This is a genomic window from Oleiphilus sp. HI0079 (assembly GCF_001635105.1).
In genome coordinates this window covers 1-291 of the sequence record NZ_LWFT01000458.1, presented here as the reverse complement: position 1 = coordinate 291, position 291 = coordinate 1, and the positions used below count along the sequence as shown (strand labels likewise).

Below are 291 nucleotides of genomic sequence, written 5' to 3'. Positions count from 1 at the left end.
GCAATACCGACTATTACAGTTTGCTTCGGATCCGGGCATTCAACGATTTAACAAATCGTGCAAAGCCAGGCATTTTCATCTATGCCACAGTTTGGTTTGCGATCGCTTTTGCGCTCGATATATACGAACAAAGCACGCTGTTTTTTCATATTAATAGCGGCTTGATCATCGCATTCTTTTTCATCCGACTAACGCACCTTTTATTTCGCAGCAAAGTCGACAAAGACAATGTCGCAAAGCTTGAAGGCATCCTGGTCGCTAGCATTTTGCTCGGTGCGTTGCACTGGGGAG

General features: G+C 45.0%; 1 protein-coding gene. It reads left to right on the top strand.

Features of this window, described 5'->3' with window-relative positions:
• Positions 1-291 (top strand): hypothetical protein (locus A3750_RS26785; RefSeq protein WP_231871738.1); only part of this gene is annotated, 291 nt, incomplete at both ends.